This window comes from Dokdonia sp. 4H-3-7-5 (genome assembly GCF_000212355.1).
In the GTDB taxonomy this organism is placed as follows: Bacteria; Bacteroidota; Bacteroidia; order Flavobacteriales; family Flavobacteriaceae; genus Dokdonia.
In genome coordinates, this window is the sequence record NC_015496.1 from 541,591 (window position 1) to 560,000 (window position 18,410).

At 37.0% G+C, this 18,410-nt stretch carries 14 protein-coding genes; 6 read left to right on the forward strand and 8 right to left on the reverse strand.

The window, feature by feature from the left end:
• Positions 1-144: 144 nt before the first annotated feature.
• The 4 genes from ctlX to trkA all read right to left on the reverse strand — a co-directional run bounded on the left by ctlX (position 145) and on the right by trkA (position 5,065).
• Entirely contained in the window at positions 145-1,083 is a 939-nt protein-coding gene (gene ctlX / locus KRODI_RS02375; RefSeq protein ID WP_013749971.1) for a citrulline utilization hydrolase CtlX, read from the reverse strand.
• A 157-nt stretch (positions 1,084-1,240) separates the two neighbouring features.
• Positions 1,241-2,215: a YpdA family putative bacillithiol disulfide reductase gene (locus KRODI_RS02380; RefSeq protein ID WP_013749972.1), complete on the reverse strand. Its 975-nt coding sequence runs from the start codon at positions 2,213-2,215 to the stop codon at positions 1,241-1,243.
• Entirely contained in the window at positions 2,215-3,711 is a 1,497-nt protein-coding gene (locus KRODI_RS02385) for a TrkH family potassium uptake protein (RefSeq protein WP_013749973.1), read from the reverse strand. Before KRODI_RS02385 ends, KRODI_RS02380 begins: the two co-directional genes overlap by 1 nt.
• Positions 3,712-3,715: 4 nt before the next feature.
• Complete coding sequence (gene trkA / locus KRODI_RS02390) at positions 3,716-5,065, reverse strand: Trk system potassium transporter TrkA (RefSeq protein WP_013749974.1); 1,350 nt, start codon at positions 5,063-5,065, stop codon at positions 3,716-3,718.
• A 248-nt stretch (positions 5,066-5,313) separates the two neighbouring features.
• Between trkA and ubiE the strand changes: the two genes are divergently transcribed.
• Positions 5,314-6,042: a bifunctional demethylmenaquinone methyltransferase/2-methoxy-6-polyprenyl-1,4-benzoquinol methylase UbiE gene (ubiE, locus tag KRODI_RS02395; RefSeq protein ID WP_013749975.1), complete on the forward strand. Its 729-nt coding sequence runs from the start codon at positions 5,314-5,316 to the stop codon at positions 6,040-6,042.
• 4 nt (positions 6,043-6,046) lie between these two features.
• Positions 6,047-6,751, forward strand: coding sequence for a porin family protein (locus KRODI_RS02400; protein WP_013749976.1), 705 nt, complete (start codon positions 6,047-6,049; stop codon positions 6,749-6,751).
• A gap of 3 nt (positions 6,752-6,754) precedes the next feature.
• Here the strand turns inward: KRODI_RS02400 and KRODI_RS02405 are convergent, their stop codons facing one another.
• The gene (locus KRODI_RS02405; RefSeq protein ID WP_013749977.1) at positions 6,755-7,495 is read right to left on the reverse strand and encodes a TrmH family RNA methyltransferase; all 741 of its coding nucleotides are present in this window, start codon (positions 7,493-7,495) and stop codon (positions 6,755-6,757) included.
• A gap of 37 nt (positions 7,496-7,532) precedes the next feature.
• On the opposite strand from KRODI_RS02405, the gene KRODI_RS02410 reads away from it, so the two are divergent.
• The 4 genes from KRODI_RS02410 to accD all read left to right on the forward strand — a co-directional run bounded on the left by KRODI_RS02410 (position 7,533) and on the right by accD (position 14,816).
• Entirely contained in the window at positions 7,533-10,103 is a 2,571-nt protein-coding gene (locus KRODI_RS02410) for a BamA/TamA family outer membrane protein (protein ID WP_013749978.1), read from the forward strand.
• Positions 10,104-10,377: 274 nt separating this feature from the next.
• Positions 10,378-12,588 (forward strand): hybrid sensor histidine kinase/response regulator, encoded by a 2,211-nt coding sequence (locus KRODI_RS02415; protein ID WP_013749979.1) that lies wholly within the window; start codon positions 10,378-10,380, stop codon positions 12,586-12,588.
• A 95-nt stretch (positions 12,589-12,683) separates the two neighbouring features.
• Entirely contained in the window at positions 12,684-13,751 is a 1,068-nt protein-coding gene (fbaA, locus tag KRODI_RS02420) for a class II fructose-bisphosphate aldolase (RefSeq protein WP_013749980.1), read from the forward strand.
• A gap of 207 nt (positions 13,752-13,958) precedes the next feature.
• Positions 13,959-14,816, forward strand: a complete 858-nt coding sequence (gene accD, locus KRODI_RS02425; RefSeq protein WP_013749981.1) for an acetyl-CoA carboxylase, carboxyltransferase subunit beta — start codon at positions 13,959-13,961, stop codon at positions 14,814-14,816.
• A gap of 66 nt (positions 14,817-14,882) precedes the next feature.
• Here the strand turns inward: accD and KRODI_RS02430 are convergent, their stop codons facing one another.
• The 3 genes from KRODI_RS02430 to KRODI_RS02440 form a co-directional block, all read right to left on the reverse strand.
• Positions 14,883-15,860 (reverse strand): polyprenyl synthetase family protein, encoded by a 978-nt coding sequence (locus KRODI_RS02430; protein WP_013749982.1) that lies wholly within the window; start codon positions 15,858-15,860, stop codon positions 14,883-14,885.
• Between the two features lie 33 nt (positions 15,861-15,893).
• Positions 15,894-16,934: a 23S rRNA (adenine(2503)-C(2))-methyltransferase RlmN gene (gene rlmN / locus KRODI_RS02435; protein WP_013749983.1), complete on the reverse strand. Its 1,041-nt coding sequence runs from the start codon at positions 16,932-16,934 to the stop codon at positions 15,894-15,896.
• Positions 16,935-17,102: 168 nt separating this feature from the next.
• A complete protein-coding gene (locus KRODI_RS02440; protein WP_013749984.1) occupies positions 17,103-18,266 on the reverse strand; it encodes a pyridoxal-phosphate-dependent aminotransferase family protein in 1,164 nt (387 codons plus the stop codon).
• Positions 18,267-18,410: the final 144 nt, after the last annotated feature.

Below are 18,410 nucleotides of genomic sequence, written 5' to 3' on the forward strand. Positions count from 1 at the left end.
CTATATGATAAATATAACGTCTTATTTTTTAAAAACCAATGATTCACCAATGCATTAGATGAACAACACAATGTTCATTCATTAAAAAACGTAAATCTTAGATTTTACAACTAGCCATCCTCATAAGGGAGCTAGGAGATATACCTATTTTTTAGGTAGAAAAACTTCTGCCATCATGCAACGAGCACTACCACCTCCACAAGTCTCAATAGTACCTAAGTCACTACTTAAAATCTTACTGTGTCTTTCTATTTTCTTTACTTGATCTGAAGTAAGGCTTTGATGCGCATCTGCACTCATCACAAGATACTTCTTATTATCTGCCCCTAATACTTGAAGCATATTTCCTGCAAAGTGATGCATTTGATCTTCTGTGATTGCTATAATTTCCTTGTTAGTCGCCTTTAAATGCTTCAACACATTTTTACGTTCCTTCTTATCGTCAATAGTATCAAGACAGATTACACAAAATTCTTCTGCAAGACACATCATCACATTAGTATGATAGATAGGAAGACGCTCTCCATTTACAGTTTGATTTGCCGTAAATACAATAGGCGTATATTCAAAATCCTCACAGAATTCTATAAAAAGCTGCTCATCTGCTCTTGCAGATAGTGCACAATATGCACGCTCGTTCTGACGATCCATTAAGATACTTCCTGTTCCTTCTAAGAAAAAATCTTCCTCTTCTGCCTCAGAATAATCAAATACATTCTTAATCTCAAAACCTTCTTTCTCGAGTCTAATAAGCACTTCTTCTCTGCGCTCTCTTCTTCTGTTTTCGGCAAACATTGGGTACAATGCAACATCACCATTTTCATGAAAAGAAACCCAGTTGTTAGGGAATACAGAATCTGGAGTATTACCCTCCTTATCATCATTTTCCACAATAACATTTACTCCTACAAATCTCAGTTTCGCTACAAAATCATCAAACTCCTGTTGCGCTTTTTTATTAATCTCTTCATTTTTAAGATTGAGCTCTTCCTGAAAATAATTATTTACTGCCGTTTCCTCGTTCATTCTAAACTGGATAGGGCGTATCATCAAGATCGTATTGGTAATTTGTCGTAATGCCATGAGTGTATATTCTTTAAATTATAGCTAGCGCATGAGTCGCTTATAAATAGGAAATTCTATATCGATTGCGAAGTTAATTTGAAACTTGATCAAGTAGCGTGATTTGGCTTACTTTTTTTTCGAAAAGCTTAAGAAAGAAATAACAGTAAAAGCAGTTCTAAAGCTCAGTCACTAAATGATCCATAATCATCTCTGCGTGTACTCGGGTATTTTCAATAAAAAATCTACTAGTCTTGAGGCCTCCCGCAGCTACACCGGCAACAAAGACGTTTTTAAGAGGGGTCTCTAAGGTTTCTTCGTTATAAATAGGAGTCTTAAAATCATCACTCCCTATAGGTAAATTTAAATTTTCAAAAAGCTTGTAGTTAGGCTTATAACCTATCATTGCAAGCACAAAATCATTCTCTATAGTTACTAAGCCTTCTGGAGTCTTAATCGTTACTTCTCTCTCAGTGATATCAACGACCTCTGAGTTAAAGTGTGCGTTTATGGAACCTTCCTTAATTCGGTTCTCTATATTAGGTTTGATCCAATATTTTGTTCGGTTATTTATTTCTGATCCACGTACTACCATAGTCACCTTGGCTCCTTTATAATAGGTTTCTAGTGCTACGTCGCAAGCGGAGTTTGCTGCACCTATTACAACCACATGCTGATCTACATATGGGTGCGGACTATCATAAAAATATTTAACTTTTGGTAAGTCTGCACCTGGCACATTGAGCTCCCTAGGCATGTCATAAAAACCAGTTGAAACAACGACTGCCTTGGTAAAAACATCACCCTTGCCCGTTACGATTTCATAACCACCGTCTCTTGGAGTCATTTTTTCTACAGCTGTATATAAGCTCACATTAAGCTTATACGTTTCCAAGACTCTACGGTAATACTCTAGAGACTCTTTCCTGGTCGGCTTATCACGATCTGATACAAAAGGTACCTCTCCTATTTCCAGAAGCTCTGAGGTGCTAAAAAAAGTCATGTTTTCAGGAAAATTATACAAAGAATTTACCAGCACTCCTTTTTCAACTATGATATAATTAAGTCCTTTTTTTTGTGCCGCGATTCCACAGGCAAGACCTATAGGACCAGCTCCTATGATGACGAGATCGTATATTGATTTATCTAACATTATCTATTTCTCCAGAAAAATGGGGTTAATAAAATAAGTACTGTAAATAACTCTAAACGCCCTATAAGCATTAAAAATGCCATCCACCACTTTCCTGCAAGCGGTAGCCATCCATAATTATCTACTGGACCTAGACCTCCAAAGGCAGGACCTACGTTTCCTAGCGCAGAGGCTGCGCCTCCAAGTGCTGTTCTAAAATCGAGCCCCATTGAAGCTAGCACACTAGCTCCTATAATCCACGATAGCATATAGAGTATAAAGAACGCGAGTATATTAAAGATAATAGATCTATCTACAGATTTTGTATTATAACGTACAGGTAGTATTGCGTTAGGGTGCAATGTTCTTTTAAACTCTACAAGTGCATTACGTATGGTAAGTAAATGTCTCACCACTTTAATACCTCCAGAAGTAGATCCCGCAGAACCCCCTAAAAACATTAACCCGAAAAAGATAACAGTAAGAAATGGCGTCCACATCGTATAATCTGCGGTAATAAAACCAGTAGTGGTAATTACTGCCAGCACTTGAAATAAAGCGTGACGTACAGATGCCTCTGCTTTACCCCATACCATAGGATGATCAATACTTGATATTCCTAAATCTACATTGAAGTAAATCACAAGGGAAGCAATAATCCCAAATCCAAATACAAAAGCCATGTACAGACGAAACTCTTCATCTCTCAATATCTTCTGAATCTTACCTTTAAAAGCAAAGTAACTGAGTACAAAGTTTGTACCTGCAAGAAGCATAAAAAAGATAATTATATACTGGATAAGCGGCTTGTCATTCCAGTATGCAACACTTGCATTTTTGGTTGAAAATCCACCTGTAGACAGCGTACTTAACGCATGATTAATTGCGTCAAAAAATGACATACCTGCTAGCTTAAGCAAGATGGTTTCTATTACTGTAAAACTCACATAAATTAACCAAAGACGCTTTGCAGTGTCTGTAATTCTTGGGTGCAACTTATCTGCACTAGGACCAGGAGCTTCGGCTGCAAAGAGCTGCATACCACCTATTCCCAGCAACGGTAGTATTGCTATCGCAAGTACTATAATACCCATTCCTCCTATCCAGTGCGTCATAGAACGCCAGAACAAAATACTCTTAGGTAATGTCTCTATCTCACTTAAAATTGTAGCTCCGGTAGTGGTATAACCGCTTATCGTTTCAAAAAAAGCATTTGCAACTCCTGGTATAGTGCCAGAAAACAAATAAGGTAGCATACCGCTGAGTGACATAAAAAGCCAACCAAAAGTTACAATGATATATCCTTCACGTTTCTTGAGTTCTTTTTCGTGACCTCTAGTGATAAACATGAGCAAAGTACCCACAAGTGCCGTAATTAACGCCGCTGCAGATACTTCTAGCATCACACCATCCTTCGTTATAAAACTTACGAGCGCTGATATAAGCATAAAGCCACCGTTAATTAACAGCAGCACACCCATTAAATGAAATATAATCTTGTAATTAAGTTTAGGCATGGGGCTAGATAAACATTTCTTCTACTTTCTTAATCGATCGTGGTAAACAGCACACCACTACACGATCTCCTACTTCTATTCTAAAATCTCCTAGAGCAATAAGACCTTGGTCATTACGCACGACTCCCGCTATGGTAGCAGATCGAGGAAAATCAATATCCTTTATACGCTTCCCTTGCACCTCTGAAGAATTTTTTACAATAAACTCAAGTAGCTCAGCATTCATATTGTTGAGCTTAGTCATTGCTACTACTTCCCCTTTACGGATATATCTAAAAATGTTATTTGCCGCAAGTAATTTTTTATTAATCAAGGTATCAATCCCGATACTCTGTGAGAGCTGGAAGTAATCCATGTTTTCTACCAGTGCAATTGTTTTTTGCACCCCTTTAGACTTAGCAACTAGACACGACATAATATTAGTTTCACTATCCCCTGTTACAGAGATAAATGCATCCATATCATGTATATTTTCTTCATCTAGCAACTCTACATTACGTCCATCACCATTTATAATTAATGCTTTGGGAAGTAAATCTGCAAGATCTATTGCCTTATCGCGATTTTTCTCAACGAGTTTGACATTAAATCTGTTACTACAGAGATCTTTGGCAGTTTTTGACCCGATGTTACTACCACCTAAGATCATGACATTCTTTATATGCTGTCTTACTTTACCTGTAAGTTTATATATCTCTTCTACTCCACCCTTTACTGTTACAAAGTAAATATGATCTCCTTCCTTGAAGATGGTATCTCCACGAGGAATGAGAGTATATTGCGTACCTTCTCGCTGTATTGCGATAGGCATAAAATGTAATTCTGGAAAAATCTTAGCTGCTTCCTTAACGCTTTTACCTACAAAAGAGGCTGTGCGTGATAACGTAGTTCCTACCATAGTAAGTGCGCCGTTATCAAACTCAAAACTATCAGAAAAACCACTTTGATTGAGCAGTAACTCAATTTCACTAGCTGCAAGACTTTCTGGTGATATCAACTCATCGATACCAAACTTTTGAAAACCGGCTAATTCTTTATTATCTATAAACTCCGTGTTAGAAATACGCGCTATAGTACGCTTTGCACCTAGCTGTTTAGCTAGTACACATACTGTAATATTAGTTGTTTCACTTGCAGTTACCGCAATAAGAAGATCTACACCATCTACGCGCGAATCTTGCAATATAGATATGGAAGTCGCATCACCCTTTATCGTTCTAATATCCAGATGGGTATCTGCATAAGATAGACTTTCTTTATCGGTATCAATTAACGTAATATCTTGAGATTCGTAAGAGAGTAATTTAGCTAAGTGAAAGCCTACTTCTCCTGCTCCTGCAATGATTATTTTCATAAATGGGTGTGCTCAAAAATGCCTACAAAGATAATACTTTGATAGCCGATTAAAAAAATGCAGCCGTTAATCTCTTGATGGACTTTTATTTATTGGTTCGCTTTCGCGAAAATTTGAATGCATTACTTAAAAAGCACACCATTATCCCTTTAAAAGGTCATAATTATAGCTCAATATGCACAATCAAAATGTCCTTAGGTGAGGTTAATCACATTTTGGCGAAAGCCTTATCTTTGTAAAAAAAAGCAATGTCTAAGAAAGTAACACCCTATAAGTCTTCTGAGCAATCAAAAAAAGATCAGGTCGAGCAGATGTTTGATAATATCTCTGGAGAATATGATGGACTTAATCGTGTCATCTCTTTTGGTATCGATGTAAAATGGCGTAAAAAAGTGGTGCAACTAGTTGCAGATACTAATCCAGCCTCTATTCTTGATATTGCGACAGGTACTGGAGACCTCATCATTAATATGGCTAGTACAAATGCTAGCAGACTAGTGGGACTTGATATTTCTGAAGGGATGCTCTCTGTAGGTAGAAAAAAAATAGCGGCAAAAAAACTAGATAGCCGCATCGAGATGATGCAGGCAGACAGTGAGAACATGCCTTTTGAAGATAGTACCTTTGACGCGATCACAGTCGCTTTTGGAGTGCGCAACTTTGAAACGCTAGAAAAAGGCCTTGCCGAAATTTTACGCGTACTTAAACCAGGTGGCATCTTTGTTATCTTAGAAACATCTGTCCCTACAAAAACACCATTTAAACAAGGATATAATTTTCACTCTAAAGTGATTTTACCTACCGTAGGTAAACTCTTTTCTAAAGATAAAAATGCTTATGGTTACCTAAGTGAAAGTGCAAATGCATTCCCTTTTGGAGAGAAGCTAAACAATATTTTACGCAAAACTGGGTTTAAAGACGTGCAACACAAACCCCAAACCTTTGGAGTTGCAACAATTTATACTGCTACAAAATAATTTTATGCGTACATACATTGCTATAATAGCACTTGTTTTAAGCTTCTCAACGGTTCATGGTCAATGGCTCTCTAGAGCTCGAGTACAAAATGATCAAAATTTTGACAAAAAGCCAATCTCTTGGGGTTACTACTTTGGTGTCAACTCCATGGATTATAATTTTGACTACCAGACAGACCAAGAAGATATTCAAGTAGAGCGTTCTTTAGGCTTCAATGTAGGTATCGTAGGAGACCTAAGACTTTCTGAGTTTATAAGCATACGTACAGAGCCTGGACTCGTCTATACACAACGTAATTTAATGTACGCTCCAGATGCTCGTTTTGATAGTGAAAATGATCTTCTAAGAGAAGTGCCGTCTACCTATATATATTTACCACTTGCATTAAAATTTAATACTAGAAGACTTAATAATGTGCGTCCTTATGTTCAAGTAGGGGTAGCTGCGGTAACAAACCTTTCTAGTAACGAGAAAAACCCAGATGACAACTTTGCTGGCCAGTTCCGTACAACTTCAAATCCCTTGTTTTATGAGATGGCTATAGGTGTAGAGCTCTACCTCTACTACTTTAAGTTTATCCCTAGCTTAAAAGGAGTATTTGCAATGTCTGATGAGCTCGTGAGAGATAACAGCCCAAACAGCCCTTGGACCGGTAACATCAATAAAATGCAAACAAGAGGAATATTTTTAAACTTTACCTTCCAGTAGCAATCACCCTCTTTTAAATTCGCTTAAGCAGATTGCAGTTGCTGTCGCGACATTAAGACTTTCTGTTTCTTGTAGATCTCCAAACCTCGGTATTGCAATACGATTAGACACTACAGCCTCTGTTTCTCGAGATATGCCGTTTGCTTCATTCCCCATGATAATAACACCTTCTGCTGGCAAACTTGTATTGTAAATGTTTGTACCATCCATAAAGGTCCCAAAGACTTCACGACTATCATTTTCAAGATATTCCTCTAGGTTGGTATAGATAACATCTACTCTCGTCAGAGACCCCATAGTGGCTTGAACCACCTTAGGATTGTAACAATCTACGGTTCCTATAGAACACACGAGTTGTTTAATCCCAAACCAATCGCACAAACGTATAATTGTACCTAGATTCCCAGGATCACGCACATCATCTAGCAATAATGTAAGCCCAGATCTATCTAGCTGTGCAGCTTCTGGCATTCTAAATGTTGCCACTGCTTTTTGTGTAGTTTTTAAGAACGTGATTTTCTTCAAGTCTGCAGTGCTTACTTCTTCTACTATCGCTTGATTTTTGTTTTGTAACGCTTTCGCGAAAGAGGAAACGTCTTCTGCATACAATTCCACAAGTTCTAAGTCCGAATTGAGCAGCTCATGTACCACCTTAATTCCCTCAGCCACAAAAACGCGTTCACGCTGTCTGTACTTTTTTTGACCTAAACTCGTTATTCGTTTGATTGTATTTTTGCTTACCACGATTAAGATGTACTTTTGAAATAATGAAAACGCCCTTTTGAAAACGACTTTTACAAAAATATCACTAATTCTGCTAGTGGCGGTGTTTCTATTAAGTTGTGATGCAACAAAGCGTGTACCAGATGATGGGCATTTGCTTACCGAAAACACCATTTATGATGGCGAAGAGAAAGTAAATGAGAGCCGACTTTATAATTTTCTTTATCAAAAACCCAACACTACACTACCTGGGTTAGGAATTCCGCTGCGACTTTATATTTATAATCTTGCGAGACCTAACATAGATTCTATACTCGATGCACAAAGAGCGGCGAGCGAAAATAAATTCACCTTCTGGGAACGCGTACTTTCTCGCAAGCAAGTAGAAGCTGCCCGTAACTTCAAAAAGAGCATCAACACAGGGATTAAAAAAACCGGTGAAGCTCCTGCTATTGTCACAGATGCAATTACTCAAAAATCTGCGCAACGTCTTAATTCTTATTATGTAAACAATGGCTACTTTAATGCTACTGTAGATTATGAAATTAAAAAGGACAGCAACCAGCGCGCCAGCGTAGACTATAAGGTCAATAAACGTAAAGCCTATTTTTTAGATAGTATCAAGCCTATGATAGCTTCACCAGTTGCAGATTCTATCTATAATGTTCACAAAAGTGCTTCCTTACTTAAGGCTGGAGATCGCTATGCTACTGGAAATATTAATGCCGAAACACAGCGTCTTACAGAACTCTTTAGAAACAATGGCTTATATCATTTTGAGTCAGAATACATACGCCTCGTAGGGGATACCGTAAACACAAATCATAAAGCCAACTTAGAGTACATTATAGACAACCCTACGGAAAACATAAACGATTCTATTTTTGAAGTACCGTTTAAAGTTCACAATGTTTCTGAAGTAAATATTATTACAGATTACAGTTATGCTAATCGAGATAAGCCTTTTAATGACTCCTTAGTAAAGGACGGATTTAAGATCTATGCTTATGATAAAATCAATTACAGACCTAAGGCCCTCACAGATATTATCCCTCTTAAACCAGGTGATATTTATAAAGATAGAGATCGTATCCAAAGTTTAAGCAGACTAAGTAGACTTGGCACTTTTAAATACCCAAGTATTCAATACATGGAAGACCCTGCAGATAGCACAAGGTCTGATCTTATTGCAAGCATAAGACTCTCCCCTCTTGAGAAATATAAATTAAGAGCAGACTTTGACGTGTCTACCTCAAACATTCAAGATTTTGGGATCGCTGGATTTGGATCTCTATTAATTCGTAATATTTTTCGAGGTGCCGAAACCTTAGAAATATCTGCTCGTGGTAGTATAGGAGCGTCAGACGATGCTGCAAATCCTGATGATAGCTTCTTTAATATTTCAGAAATAGGTGCAGATGTAAGACTTACGTTCCCTCGTATATTTTTTCCGGTAAGTACAAGCGCTCTCATTCCAGCCGAATGGCAGCCTAATACTCGCTTTAATCTTGGTATAGGAGTACAACAAAATATAGGTCTTGATAAGCAAACGGTAACCGCGGGACTTACATATAATTGGAGCCCATCATGGAAACGCAGCTTTAGTGTAGACCTCATCAATGCTCAATATGTGCGTAATCTTAACCCAGACAACTATTTTAATATTTATAGAAATAGTTATGAAGACCTCAATACCATCGCACGCAACAATGAAGCAAATATCAACCCTGGATATTTTATAACCGATGAAAATGGCGATAGAAATCTTTCTATACCCACAGGAGCAGAGCAGTTTATAAATGACGTAAACCGCAGCCAAGTAGACAATCTAGTTCAAGACGATATAGATGATATACGAGCGATAGGAGAACGCCAAGAGCGACTTACAGAAGACAACCTTATTGTATCCTTAAATATTTCCCACACCTATGACAATAGGGAAAATCTGTTTGATGAAACCTTTAGCCGCCTGAGAACTCGTGTGGAACTTGCTGGTAATGCGCTAGCACTTGCTGGAGGAATTGCAAACACAGAGAAAAACGAGGATGGAAATAAAAGCCTTTTTGGCGTTGTTTATTCTCAATATGTAAAAACAGAAGTAGAATACTCACGCCACTGGGATCTGGGAGGTAATAACATCATTGCAGCAAGAGCTTTTGGCGGTATTGCAATTCCTTACGGAAACTCTACGAGCATCCCTTTTATACGTAGTTTTTTTGGTGGAGGTTCTAATGATAACAGAGCATGGAGAGCGTATGATCTAGGCCCAGGAAGTAGCGGTAGTCCAAATGAGTTTAATGAAGCAAACATGAAACTTGCCTTCAACCTTGAGTATCGTTTTGACTTAATAGGCCCTATAGAAGGTGCACTCTTTACGGACGCTGGAAATATCTGGAATGTGTTTGATAATGTAGAAGACCCTAGATCACGCTTTAATAATATCGCTAGTTTAAAAGATCTTGCGGTAGGCTCTGGTTTTGGACTCAGATGGGATTTTGACTTTTTTGCCCTCCGCTTTGACGTAGGCTTTAAATCTTACAACCCTGCACTCCCAGAAGGTGATCGCTGGTTTAAAGAGTACAACTTCTCAAATGCAGTGTATAACGTGGGGATTAACTATCCTTTCTAAAAAGAAGCGGTTTACTTTGTCATTATCTACACTCATTACTTTCTTAAAGCTTCTGTTGTTATTTTATTCGCTTTTGCGAAAGCGTGATGAACTCCATTACCAATATTCTATGGTTTACAACTTGTAAAATCAACAATTTTATTAGCCACTAAAACCTAAACAGTTCTGTTTATCCGGAAAATTTAAAATTTTCCTTATTGTCACAAAATGAGTAACTTACTATTAATTATAGTATACTTATTATTTTTACAACCCTAAATCTAATCAGCACAACATGAAATACTCTTTCTTATTTGTTGCTTTCTCGTGTACAATATTTTTATCAATATCTGTTTCTGGTCAGAATAATCAATCACAAATAGATAGCACTAATAATAATCGTCTTGAAAGTCTTATAAAGTCTATTAGGAATAATTTTTATTCTGGAAATTATGCAGATGTTATAAATCAAATTCCGGATGCAGTATTACTCGCAAAAACGCTAGAAGATATTGAAAAAGGTCATATGTTAAATAGCGTTTTAGGAAACACCTTCATAAAGCTTAAAGACACCATTCAAGCTCGTGAAGTTTTTATTGAGATGTTGGAGGAATCTATTAATGCCAAACAGCCCAAATACGTTATGGCGATATCTATAGACTTAGGTAATACCTATGTAAATAGTAATCCAGAACTAGCCATTGAATATTTCAATAAAGTTATCGTTTTAGCAAAGGAACATAACGATAGCCATAGGCACTTTATAGCACAATATAATCTCGCCGAACTATATTTAAATAAAAAGAAACCTGTCATCGCTAAAAAACATATAGATGCAGCATTCCCAATAATTGATACTATTGATGGAGTAGCTATTTACGAGGCAAGTTTAGATATGATTTTGGGGCGCTATTATTTGACAATTAATAATCCAGCTGAAGCAATAATAAATTTTAAAAAATCTATAAAGACTGCTAAAGACAACAATCTTAAGGAGTTGCTATTGGAAAATTACACCTATTATCTTGAGGCTTTAGACCTGCAAAAAGATTACATGGGTATGTATGAAATAAGAAAAATGTATAAACCCATCAGAGAAGAAATTTATGAAGCATCCAAAATTTATGAAATAGAGGTAGCTAAAGCAAAATATAATATTGATCAATACAAGCAAACCATTGTAACCCAAAAGCTTGAAAAGCAACTCGCAGAGCAAAAAGCAAAAGATAGCAAAACAATCACCTACGCTGCTATAGGAATTATGATCATACTTCTAATAGCAATGTTATCTTTCTTAAATTCACTAAAGAAACGTAAAAGATTGCTAATAATCTTAAGGGAAAGAAATAAGCAATATCTTCTAGCGAAGCAAAAATCTGAAAAGCTGTCGAAAGCAAAAGCTCAACTTTTTTCAACAGTTTCCCATGAGCTTAGAACACCGCTTTATGGAATTATAGGATTATCTTCAAGTTTACTAATAGACAACAAAGAGCCTAAACTCAATCAGGATATAAAATCTTTAAAATTTTCTGCAGATTATTTATTGGCTTTGGTAAATGACGTCTTGCATCTTAATAAATTAGAAGAACAAGAAGGAGGGGTTTTAGAAAATGAACTATTTAGCATAAGAGATCTAATCAAAAATATTGCAAAGTCTTTTGAATTTATGAGAGACCAAAATAGTAATGAGATTATAATTTCTATTGCACCCACTATACCAGATGTGCTGATTGGCGATGCTACTAAACTCTCTCAGATTTTAATGAATCTCATAGGTAACTCTTGTAAATTTACTGAACACGGCACTATATCACTTGACATTTTACAGAATAAGGAAAGTCCAGATACAATCTCGTTAACGTTTAAAATAACAGACAATGGCATTGGCATTCCAAAAGAAAAACAACAACAGATCTTTGATGAGTTTATACAAATTTCAAAAAACACAAAATATCAAGGAACCGGTCTCGGACTACCTATTGTAAACAAGATTTTGGCATTACTTAGTTCTAAGCTTGAATTTAACAGTAAACTTGGCGAAGGTTCTTCATTTTGGTTTACAGTAGGATACATTAAAGCTTCACAAGAGCTTATTGAAAAAAATAGCGCAGCTTCAGAAAATAATGGATATTACAAAAGTTCCCACCTTCTAGTAGTAGATGACAATAGAATAAATCAAATTGTAAGTCAGAAGATGATAGAAAATTGCGGTATGACTTGCGATACAGCTAGTGATGGATTAGAGGCTATAGAGCGTGTAAAAGTTAACAAATATGATATTATTCTTATGGATATCAATATGCCAATAATGAATGGTTATGAAGCTTCAGAAAAAATACGCACTATGGATATAACCACTCCTATTATTGCCCTCACAGCTATTGATATAGAAGGGGCAAGTAATCAACTTTCCAAATACGGAATTAATGATTACATAATTAAACCGTATCAAGTAAATCATTTTAAAAAAGTGATTTCAAGAAATCTCACCGCTAAACACTTATAAAACCTAGCTAAAACGTTGTCGTAGTAACCTTTATATCTGGGCTACTTTCCGAGTAATATTTGTTATTTTTACTTCACTAATTTTAAACAACAACAATGTCGCATTCTATAAAACCAGGTGTAGCCACGGGCCACGAAGTACAAGCAATTTTTAATTATGCAAAAGAGAAAGGCTTTGCCCTTCCTGCGGTTAATGTAATTGGGTCTAACAGTATCAACACGGTTCTAGAGACTGCAGCAGCGCTTAACGCTCCTGTAATTATCCAGTTTTCAAATGGTGGAGCACAGTTTAATGCTGGAAAAGGATTAAACAATGACAACCAAAAAGCAGCTGTACTAGGTGCTGTAGCTGGAGCAAAGCACGTACACGAACTTGCAAAAGCATACGGAGCAACCGTAATTTTACATACAGATCACTGTGCAAAAAAATTACTTCCTTGGATGGACGGAATGCTTGATGCAAATGAGGCTTACTATAAAGAACATGGTCATTCACTCTTTAGCTCTCACATGATTGATTTAAGTGAAGAATCACTTGAAGAGAATATTGAGATTTGCAAAGGATATCTTGAGCGCATGGCTAAGATGGAAATGACACTTGAAATAGAGTTAGGTATTACTGGTGGTGAAGAAGATGGTGTAGATAACAGTGATGTAGATGATTCAAAATTATACACACAACCAGAAGAAGTTGCTTACGCTTATGAGGAACTAAGCAAAGTAAGTGATCAATTTACAATTGCTGCAGCCTTTGGAAATGTACACGGAGTTTACAAGCCAGGAAACGTAAAGCTTACCCCGAAAATTCTTAAAAACTCTCAAGAGCACATCTCTGAGAAGTATGGTAAGGAACACAACCATATTGATTTTGTTTTTCACGGAGGAAGTGGATCTACAGTAGAGGAAATACGTGAAGGAATCTCTTACGGAGTTATCAAAATGAACATTGACACAGATTTACAGTGGTCTACTGCAGAAGGTATCCGTGATTATTTTGGAGAAAATGCTGAGTATCTTAAAACACAGATAGGTAACCCTACTGGTGATGATTCACCAAACAAGAAGTTTTATGATCCTCGCGTATGGTTACGTAAGGCAGAGCAAACTATGGGAGCTCGTCTTAAAAAGGCTTTTGAAGATTTAAATAATATCGATACACTATAGTATCAAGACTTTATAAAAATTGTAAAAACGGATTGCATCAAAATTGATTTGATGTAATCCGTTTTCCGTATTTTTACGGCTTGCATTAGTAATTAATGAGTCCTAACGATGCTAGGATTTACTTTCTAATAGTAGAAAGGAATTATTTATAGTTATAACATTTTCGCGAAAGCGGAATAAATACCATTAACCAAATTCAAACACAATATGGCTTGGTTCAAACGTAAAGAAAAAGGAATACACACTGCAACAGAGGACAAAAAAGACACTCCTAAAGGGCTGTGGTACAAATCACCTACTGGAAAAATAGTAGATACAGAAGAGCTAGAAAAGAACTTCTATATCTCACCTGAGGATGGATACCACGTACGAATAGGTAGTAATGAATATTTTGAAATCCTCTTTGATGATAATAAATATAAAGAGCTAGATGCCAAACTTACTTCTAAGGATCCTCTTAAGTTTGAGGATAAGAAGAAGTATGTAGACCGTCTCGCTGCTGCTCAAGAAAAAACAGGTCTTAAAGATGCCATTAGAACTGCCGTAGGTAAGTCTAAAGGTGCAGATATTGTAATAGCTTGTATGGACTTCAGCTTTATAGGTGGATCTATGGGAAGTGTAGTAGGTGAAAAAATCGCACGTGCTGCAGATTACTCTCTTAAAAACAATATTCCTTTTATGATTATCTCTAAATCTGGAGGTGCTCGTATGATGGAAGCGGCTTTATCACTTATGCAACTTGCAAAAACAAGTGCTAAGCTTGCTCAACTTGCAGACGCAGGGATACCTTATGTATCGCTTTGTACAGACCCTACTACAGGAGGTACAACAGCATCATTTGCAATGCTAGGGGACATTAACATCTCTGAGCCTGGAGCACTTATAGGTTTTGCAGGACCACGTATTGTACGTGATACTACTGGAAAGGAATTACCAGATGGTTTCCAAACTGCAGAATTCTTACAAGAACACGGTTTCTTAGACTTTATCACTCCGCGTCAAGAATTAAAAAACAAAGTAAATCTCTACTTAGATTTAGTTATGAATCGAGCAGTAAGAGCTTAATTCTTATATCATATCAAAAAAAGCTAAACGTAATGTTTAGCCTTTTTTTTGTGTACTATTTTTAAATTACTTCTTCCTATCTATCACATAGTTGACCATTAACTCAAGAGAGTCGCGGTACACCGACTTAGGATATGTCATTAGGATTTCTAACGCTTCTTGCTGTAATGCCTTCATCTTTGTAACTGCATACTCTAGGCCGCCGTTATCTCTTACAAAAGCAATTACTTCATTTACACGCTTCTTGTCTGTATTCTTATTCTTGATGCTATTAATGAGCCAATTTTTATCTTTTTTAGAAACCGTATTCAGCACATATATAAGCGGCAAGGTCATCTTTTGCTCTTTGATATCAATACCTGTAGGTTTCCCTATTTTGGCAGTACCATAATCGAACAAGTCATCTTTAATTTGAAAAGCCATCCCTATAAGCTCTCCAAACTTATGCATACGCTTTACTTCTTTATCCTTAGCATGGACTGCACAAGCTCCCATAGCACAACATGCAGCAATTAATGTTGCTGTTTTCTGACGGATAATCTCGTAGTATAAATCTTCTGTAATATCGAGCTTGCGGGCTTTCTCAATTTGGAGTAATTCGCCTTCTGAGATTTCTCTTACTGCTACAGATATAATTTGCAATAAATCTGTATCGCCATTATCTATAGAAAGCAACAGTCCCTTTGAGAATAAAAAATCTCCAACAAGTACTGCAATCTTATTTTTCCATAATGCATTAAGCGAGAAGAAACCTCTACGAATGTTACTATCATCTACTACATCATCATGTACGAGACTAGCAGTATGAATCAACTCTATAACCGATGCTCCACGATAGGTACGATCATTCACCTCACCATTGTTCATCATTTTTGCGGTAAGAAAGACAAACATAGGGCGCATTTGCTTCCCTTTGCGGTTTACAATATAATGTGTGATACGATTGAGAAGTGCCACCTTAGAGCGCATAGAAAGTGAAAACTTTTCTTCAAAAAGCTCCATTTCATAAGCGATGGGTTCTTTAATCTGTGCTACTATTTTCATTATAGTAAAGATAAGTAACGACTACTTTGCATCCTATTGCTTATTAGCTAGTTGTCCGCAGGCTGCATCGATGTCTTTACCTCTTGATCTACGCACGGTTACTGTCACACCATTTGCCTCAAGAACTGACACATAACGGTCTATTGCTTCAGGATTTGCTTGCTGGAACTGACCATCATCAATAGGGTTATACTCAATGATATTTACTTTGCTAGGTACAGCTTTACAGAAGTCTAATAGTGCCATAATATCAATGTGGCGATCATTTATACCATCCCACACTACGTATTCGTATGTAATACGTTTTCCTGTTTTTTCATACCAATAAATAAGCGCCTCTTTAAGATCTGCAAGTGGCATTTGCTCATTAAAAGGCATAATCTCTGTACGCACATTATCAAGTGCAGAGTGTAATGAAACGGCAAGATTAAACTTTACGTCATCATCTGCCATTTTCTTAATAATCTTAGGCACTCCAGAGGTAGATACGGTAATACGCTTAGGAGACATCCCTAATCCTTCTGGATCTGTGATTTTGTCTATTGCTTTAATGACATTATTATAGTTCATTAAAGGCTCTCCCATTCCCATAAAGACAATGTTAGACAACGGCTTATCGTGATATAGCCTACTTTGTCTATCTATCACAACAACTTGATCTACAATCTCATCTGGATTGAGATTACGCATACGCTTTAAACGTGCGGTAGCACAAAACTTACAGTTAAGACTGCAGCCTACTTGTGATGAAACACAAGCGGTCGTTCTATTTTTTGTTGGAATCAATACAGACTCGACCATAAGACCGTCATGTAGCTCAACACCATTTTTTATAGTACCATCACTACTCCGCTGCATTTGATCTACGCGTATGTGATTAATCACGAAGTTCTCATCTAGAAGTATACGAGTATCCTTAGACAAGTTTGTCATATCTATAAAGTCGTGTGCGCCCTTTTGCCACAGCCATTCATATACCTGATTTCCGCGGAAGGGTTTATCTCCTTGAGATACAAAAAAATCTCTGAGTTCTTCCTTACTTAATTTACGTATGTCTCTCTTATCTGTTTTCACAATGCAAAGGTACGTAGTTGTTTGTTGGTTTTCACATTGAATACAAGCTTGCTATTAAAAGCTTTTCAATACTATCAAAACAATTATTTATACGTATTCCATAAAAATAAAAACGCCAGACTTCTTAGGGAGAAACTAGCGCTATAAACTCATAAAATAATTACACTTTTAATCCAAGCGATCTTGGAAAACTTTTAAGCTCACCCCAGATTCAAAAGAATAATTTAAGGCAGATAGCGAGCGCTCTAATGCACCTAGAACACAAAGCAAATCATTTGCCGACACAGATCCCATGTGCCCAACCCTAAAGTAATTGGCTTTGATTTCTGAAAGCAAGCCTCCAGCCACAATCACATCATCTTGCGTCATGTTTGCCCTTAAAACAGCTCCGTCTATACCTTTTGGATAGTACACTGCAGTAAGCGTACTCGCAGCAATCTCCTCTGTTTTTGGTAATATATCTAAATTCAAAGAGCGGATTGCAGCCCTAAAAGCACTAGCAAGGCGTTCATGCCTATGTACTCTTGCGACTATTCCTTCACTACAAATTAGTTGCAGACTTTTTTCAAGTGCTAGAATTAAGTTAACAGGTGGGGTGCCAAAATAAGATGGACGTCTTTCCTCATATGCTGTCATGATGGGCAACCAGTTATTCCATGATGCATAATAATTTTGAACAGGTGTTTTTCGGTTTTTCCACACTTCTATTGCTTTTTGCGATGCTACTAGCAATGCTAATCCTGGCGGCACACCTATTGCCTTTTGAGACCCAGTAAGAACAACATCTACACCCCAGGCATCTTGTAAAATTTCTTGACCAGCTACAGAGCACACTCCATCAAGTATGGTGAGTACATTATATTTCTTTGCAAGTTTACACAGAGGCTCTGGTTCAACCATTACACCTGTAGATGTATCTACATGCGTGAAGGTAACTACCTTATATTCTTTTGCTTTAAAAGCCGCTTCTATCTCTCTCAAAGGCACAACCTGGCCTATAGGCGCGCTTAATATAGTAGTATCTGCGCCATAAGTTTCTAGTATATCCTTAAAGCGTTCTCCAAAATAACCAGAAGAAACAACTAGCGCAGCATCTCCTTTTTCTAGTAGATTTGCGGCTGCCATATCCATCGCAAGTGTACCGCTTCCTGCCACTACAAATGGCTGTCCATTTGGAGCATTCCACACTTCACGCATCATATCTAGACTATTCCCAAAAATCTCTATAAAATTTGGTGCAACATGACTCGCAGTAGGAACTGCCATCGCTTGCAACACATCTGGCTCAAATTCTATAGGACCAGGAATCATCAGTAATTTTCTACTTTTCATATTTTTCCTAAGATTTTTAATGATATTTTTTTGCCTTCCTTTTCATATTTCCTTGTGAAATGTTTGTTTTAATAACGCTTTCGCGAAAGCGCAACTCAATAAACATCATCCACTATAAGTATATATGAGAAAAGCAATCTAGTA

What these genes read in the sequence shown, in the direction of transcription:
- ctlX (WP_013749971.1), bottom strand. Translation starts at nt 1,083, where the DNA reads ATGGCATTACGACAAATTACCAATACGATCTTGATGATACGCCCTATC.
- fbaA (WP_013749980.1), top strand. Translation starts at nt 12,684, where the DNA reads ATGTCGCATTCTATAAAACCAGGTGTAGCCACGGGCCACGAAGTACAA.
- trkA (WP_013749974.1), bottom strand. Translation starts at nt 5,065, where the DNA reads ATGAAAATAATCATTGCAGGAGCAGGAGAAGTAGGCTTTCACTTAGCT.
- KRODI_RS02430 (WP_013749982.1), bottom strand. Translation starts at nt 15,860, where the DNA reads ATGAAAATAGTAGCACAGATTAAAGAACCCATCGCTTATGAAATGGAG.
- KRODI_RS02440 (WP_013749984.1), bottom strand. Translation starts at nt 18,266, where the DNA reads ATGAAAAGTAGAAAATTACTGATGATTCCTGGTCCTATAGAATTTGAG.
- KRODI_RS02385 (WP_013749973.1), bottom strand. Translation starts at nt 3,711, where the DNA reads ATGCCTAAACTTAATTACAAGATTATATTTCATTTAATGGGTGTGCTG.
- accD (WP_013749981.1), top strand. Translation starts at nt 13,959, where the DNA reads ATGGCTTGGTTCAAACGTAAAGAAAAAGGAATACACACTGCAACAGAG.
- ubiE (WP_013749975.1), top strand. Translation starts at nt 5,314, where the DNA reads ATGTCTAAGAAAGTAACACCCTATAAGTCTTCTGAGCAATCAAAAAAA.
- KRODI_RS02380 (WP_013749972.1), bottom strand. Translation starts at nt 2,215, where the DNA reads ATGTTAGATAAATCAATATACGATCTCGTCATCATAGGAGCTGGTCCT.
- KRODI_RS02400 (WP_013749976.1), top strand. Translation starts at nt 6,047, where the DNA reads ATGCGTACATACATTGCTATAATAGCACTTGTTTTAAGCTTCTCAACG.
- KRODI_RS02415 (WP_013749979.1), top strand. Translation starts at nt 10,378, where the DNA reads ATGAAATACTCTTTCTTATTTGTTGCTTTCTCGTGTACAATATTTTTA.